Here is a 5,010-nt window from a genome sequence, read left to right as displayed (position 1 = left end):
GCTCGGACCGGGGACCTCTAGAGTCCGACAGATCCACCACTGGGCCGCCCTGCTCTTCATCGCCTCGGTGATGCTGCACATGGCCCGCGTCTTCTTCACCGGCGCGTTCCGCAAGCCGCGTGAGCTCAACTGGGTCTTCGGCTTCGTCCTCTGGGTGCTCGCCATGGCCGAGGGCTTCACCGGCTACTCGCTCCCCGACGACCTGCTGTCCGGCAACGGTCTCCGGATCATCGTCGGCATGATCGAGGGCGTCCCGGTGATCGGTGTCTGGATCGCCTACCTGCTCTTCGGTGGCGAGTTCCCGGGCACGGACATCGTCGGTCGCCTCTACACGCTGCACATCCTGCTGCTGCCGGCGATCCTCGTCGCGGTGCTCGGCGTCCACCTCGTCCTCGTCGTCATCAACAAGCACACGCAGTTCGCCGGTCCGGGCAAGACCAACGACAACGTCGTGGGCGTCCCGATCCTCCCGGCGTTCGCCGCGAAGGCGGGTGGGTTCTTCTTCATCGTCGCGGGCATCCTCGCCCTCATCGCGTCGCTGTTCACGATCAACCCGATCTGGAACTACGGACCGTACGACCCCTCCCCGGTGTCGGCCGGTACGCAGCCCGACTGGTACATCGGCTTCGCCGACGGCGCGCTCCGACTGGTGCCCCCGCACTGGGAGGTCGTCTGGTTCGGCTACACGGTGTCGTTCAACATCCTCGTGCCGATCGCGGTCCTCTTGGGCCTCATCGTGGCGATGTTCATCTACCCGTTCGTCGAGGCCTGGGTCACGGGCGACAAGCGCGAGCACCACATCCTCGACCGTCCGCGCAACGCCCCGACCCGCACGGGCCTCGGTGCCGCCGGCATCACGCTCTACGCGAGCCTCTGGGCAGCGGCCTCGTCGGACATCATCGCGACGCACTTCATGGTGTCGATCGACCACGTGATCCACGTGATCCAGGCCACGACGGTCCTCGGCCCGTTCGTCGCCTTCTGGATCACGAAGCGCGTGTGCCTGGCCCTCCAGAAGAAGGACCGCGAGATCGTGCTGCACGGCTACGAGTCGGGCCGCATCGTCCGACTCCCCCACGGCGAGTACATCGAGGTGCACGAGCCCCTCGACGAGTACGAGCGCTGGCGCCTGCTGCAGTTCAACGAGTACAAGCCGCTCATGGTCCGTCCGGATGCTCGGGGTCGGATCACCGGTCTCCAGAAGGCCCGCGCGAATGTGTCCCGGTTCTTCTTCGAGGACCGCATCGCCCCGGTCACGAAGGCCGAGCTCGAGGCTGCGCACGCCGCGCACCACGGGCCCGAGCTGACCGAGGGTGAGCACCCCGCTGCCGCTGTGGGCGCCGGCAACCACTGACGGTCGGAAGCGGTCTCACCCCCGCGCGAAGCACAGCGAACCCCTCGGCCACGTCGTGGTCGGGGGGTTCGCCGTTTCGTTCGTCCCGAAACACCCCCCTGCAGTTCATCAACGATTCAGATTCCTGTGGCAGCGTGTTGTGCAACGCATCCGCCAACGGAACGAGAAACCGATGGACAGCCGGACGGCCGAACACCCCAGGCCGAACCACTTCCTCCTCCACCTCAGCGACACCCACCTCGTCAGCGGTGACGGGCCCCTCTACGGAGACGTCGACCCGGCCGCGCGACTGGCCGAGATCATCGCCGACATCGAAGCCTCCGGGGCGCGCCCCGAAGCGATCGTCGTCACCGGCGACGTTGCCGACAAGGGTGAGCCGGGAGCCTACGCGCGGGTGCGCGACCTCCTGGAGCCCGCCGCGGCCCGCATCGGCGCACAGGTCATCTGGGCGATGGGCAACCACGACGAGCGCGGCGCGTTCCGCCAGGAGCTCTTCGGCCTGCACCCCACCGATCGCCCGGTGGACTTCGTCTACGACGTGAACGGACTCCGGGTCATCACCCTCGACACGAGCGTGCCGGGCGCGCACCACGGCGAGGTCTCCCCCGAGCAGCTCGACTGGCTCGCCGAGGTCCTGTCGGAGGCGGCTCCGCACGGCACGATCCTTGCGATGCACCACCCGCCCGTCCCGAGCGTGCAAGACCTCGCCGTGCTCGTCGAACTGCGCGACCAGGCGAGCCTCGCCGAGGTCGTCGAGGGCAGCGACGTGATCGGCATCATCGCCGGGCACCTGCACTACTCGACGAGCGCCGTGTTCGCGGGCATCCCGGTGTCGGTCGCGAGCGCCACCTGCTACACGCAGGACCTCATGGAGTTCCAAGCCGGGACCCGGGGTCGCGACGGAGCCCAGTCGTTCAACCTCGTCCACGTGTACGGCCGCAACGTCGTCCACTCCGTCGTGCCGATCGGGCACTACGCGACCGTGGGTGAACCGGTGTCGGCCGTCGAGACCGAGGCGCGGCTCGCGGCTGCCGGCGTCCGGATCCCCCCGGCCGTCGAGCCGGCTCCGGTGACGTCGAGCATCCCGGTCTTCACCCTGGACTCGGTACCGCTCTCCCCCGTCCACCCGTAGTCGTCGCCCGAGGCAACGCGCGCGCTCCGACGGAACACCGGTCGATCGACGGGTGCAACGTCGGAGCGCGCGCGTCTCGCGACCACACCCACGGCCAGCCCAGGCCCAGACCCAGACTCAGGCCCAGGCCCAGGCGGACGCTGGCGCGTCCTACGCGCCGGGCCGCTCCCACGGCGCCGGGAACGGGAAGTACTTCTCGAGGAAGTCCGTCACACGCTCCGTACGCTCCTCGTCGCTCACCTCGGGGAAGCTGCCGTCGTTGAGGCAGAAGAAGTCGACGTTGCGCTTCTTCAACAGGTCGTCGAGGGTCTTCAGCCCGGACTGCATGGTCGTGTCGACGTAGCGGACCGACGAGTTCTCCTGGATGATCGCCCGGCCGGTGAGCAGCGCGTAGTAGTGGTACAGCGAGTTCGTCACCGAGATGTTGTCCGCCGCACGGAACCGTGACGCCGCCGTCGAACGGAACTCGTCCGCGAACTCGTGCTCCATCTCGGTCATGATCGACGCGCGCAGCGGAGTCGGTGCGTGCTCGAGGTGTCGCGTCGTGACGGCGCCGAACCGCTGCTGCAGGAGCCGCCGGTTCACCCGGGCCGAGTTCTCGAAGCCGCTGCGCGCCGGGTTGTTCGACCCGAGGCCGATGCGGGTGTCGGCCACGATGAACTTCGTCACCGAGCCCGGGCTGAAGACACCGACGGGTCAGCGAGCCGCCCGAAGAACATGTCGTCGTTTGAGTAGATGAAGTGCTCGCTGATGCCCGGGATGTGGTGGAGCTGCGATCCCACCGCCTGCGAGTTGTGCGTCGGCAGGACGGACGGGTCGGCGAAGAACTCCTCGCTGCGGACGATCCGGACCTTCGGGTGGTCGGCGAGCCACTTGGGCGCCGGCGAGTCCGTCGCGATGTAGATCTGCCGGATCCACGGCGCGAAGGTGTGCACCGAACGCAAGGCGTACTTCAGCTCGTCGATCTGCCGGAAGCGGGCGGGGGCGTCGTCGCCCTCTCCGAGGACGGCGGTCGCCTGCGCGGCCTGGCGGGCGCGCTGGTACTCGATCGCGTTGCCGTCGACCCACGAGAACACGATGTCGATCGGGAAACGGATGTCGGAGACGTGGTCGTCGAACATGTGCTCGACCGTGCGCCAGGTCCGCCCGTACCGCTCGATGTCCGCCACCACGAACTCGTCGATGGGGAGACTGCGGCGCATGAGGGCGTTCTCGACGGGCGCGAGCACCTCGATGTCCGTGACGCGCCAGAACTCGAGTTGCACGCTCGTCTCGGCTCCGTAGCGGAGGCGTCCGAGGGGTTCGAGCCGCGGACGGAAGAGGCGGAGCACGGGCTCGTCGGGAGCGCCGAAGCCGTCGTCGAGCACCAGGACGGCCGGGCGCTTCGGGGGCTTGGCGTAGAAGGGCTCGTTCGCGGCCGCCGCCATCACGGCGCTCTCGGCACGCTGGCGGTCCCGCTCGTCCACGGCGATGACGGGGCGCTGGTCGTTGCCGCGGATGAGGAGGTGGTCGACGTCACCGGCGGTGAGGGCGTCGTCGAGGAACAGCAGGTCCTCGATCATGGACTGCTGCGGCGTCAGGTGGCCGTTGATGAGCGTCAGCCGACCCTTGCGCATCACGACGTCGGGCCGGTCGAGACCGCCGGACGACGGTCGAGGGTTCAGCAGTGGACTCTCGGTCACCGGCTCGGTCTCGTCGCTCATCCATGCCCTTCGGGTCGATCGGCCGGGTCCTGCACCCGACTGACTGATCTTACCGTCCGGACAGACCGCGGGTGCGCGCGGCAGCTGGGCGGTCGGGGCACGTCCGTCGCCGTCGGACGGGAGGCGCGGGTCGCGCCCGTCACGGCCCTCCCGTCGGCGACGCAGCGGCCGCTCAGGACCGGGTCGGGTCGGTCTCCCGTGGCACCTTCACCGCGAGCCCGACGGCGATGAACAGCGCCGCGGCGACCACCTGGAGCGCAGCCCACGCCTCGCCGGGGACCGGGACGACGACGAGCGGGTTCCAGCACACCGCCACGGCGACCATGAGGAGTCCGGCCCACCAGGTCCGACCGCGGACGGTGAAGACCAGGACGATGAGGGCGAGCACGGTGACGCCCCACCGTGCGAACACGAAGGCCGACGAGTCGACGAGTGCCACGCACGCGAGGAGGACCACGGCCGCGAGCAGCGACGGTGCGAGCGCCGGCCGCGTGTACGGCGGGAGTTCCCTGTCGCTGCCCGAGCTGCGGGGGGCCGGACGAGTCGGCGTGCGGGGAGCGGGACGCGCAGGCACGCCCTGCTGGGACGACCCGATGGTGGGTCGTCCCTTCCGTGCCGCCATCAGGCGGAGGCGCCGTCGAGGTCGATCGCGCGGAACGGCCGCGACATCGGCGGGAGGCCGCGCACCCGCTCGAGCGCCGGCTCGAGTTCGTCGAGGTAGGCGCGGTACCCCTCGTCGTTGAGGTGCAGCCCGTCGTCGGTGAAGCGGTCGGCGAGGTGGTCGCCGTCAGCCAGCGCGGGCCAGGCGTCGAGGTNTGCGC

At 69.5% G+C, this 5,010-nt stretch carries 3 protein-coding genes and 2 pseudogenes; 2 read left to right on the top strand and 3 right to left on the bottom strand.

Features of this window, described 5'->3' with window-relative positions; translation table 11 throughout:
• Together I59_RS16990 and I59_RS16985 are read left to right on the top strand one after the other, a co-directional pair.
• Positions 1-1,354 (top strand): cytochrome b (locus I59_RS16990; RefSeq protein WP_022904893.1); only part of this gene is annotated, 1,354 nt, incomplete at its 5' end.
• A gap of 172 nt (positions 1,355-1,526) precedes the next feature.
• Positions 1,527-2,486 (top strand): phosphodiesterase, encoded by a 960-nt coding sequence (locus I59_RS16985; protein WP_022904892.1) that lies wholly within the window; start codon positions 1,527-1,529, stop codon positions 2,484-2,486.
• A 150-nt stretch (positions 2,487-2,636) separates the two neighbouring features.
• Here the strand turns inward: I59_RS16985 and I59_RS20330 are convergent.
• From I59_RS20330 to I59_RS23665, 3 genes and pseudogenes are all read right to left on the bottom strand, one after another.
• Positions 2,637-4,189 (bottom strand): annotated as a pseudogene (locus tag I59_RS20330) (stealth conserved region 3 domain-containing protein).
• 172 nt (positions 4,190-4,361) lie between these two features.
• Positions 4,362-4,811, bottom strand: a complete 450-nt coding sequence (locus I59_RS20325) for a DUF6804 family protein (RefSeq protein WP_022904891.1) — start codon at positions 4,809-4,811, stop codon at positions 4,362-4,364.
• Positions 4,811-5,010, bottom strand: a pseudogene (locus I59_RS23665) (hypothetical protein); the annotation flags it as partial. The gene I59_RS20325 and the pseudogene I59_RS23665, both read right to left, overlap by 1 nt.

This window comes from Curtobacterium sp. B8 (assembly GCF_000333315.1).
Classification (GTDB): domain Bacteria; phylum Actinomycetota; class Actinomycetes; order Actinomycetales; family Microbacteriaceae; genus Curtobacterium; species Curtobacterium luteum.
Note: the sequence above shows the minus strand (reverse complement) of the source record. Positions and strands in the feature narration are given on the sequence as shown.

What these genes read in the sequence shown, in the direction of transcription:
- I59_RS20325 (WP_022904891.1), bottom strand. Translation starts at nt 4,811, where the DNA reads ATGGCGGCACGGAAGGGACGACCCACCATCGGGTCGTCCCAGCAGGGC.
- I59_RS16985 (WP_022904892.1), top strand. Translation starts at nt 1,527, where the DNA reads ATGGACAGCCGGACGGCCGAACACCCCAGGCCGAACCACTTCCTCCTC.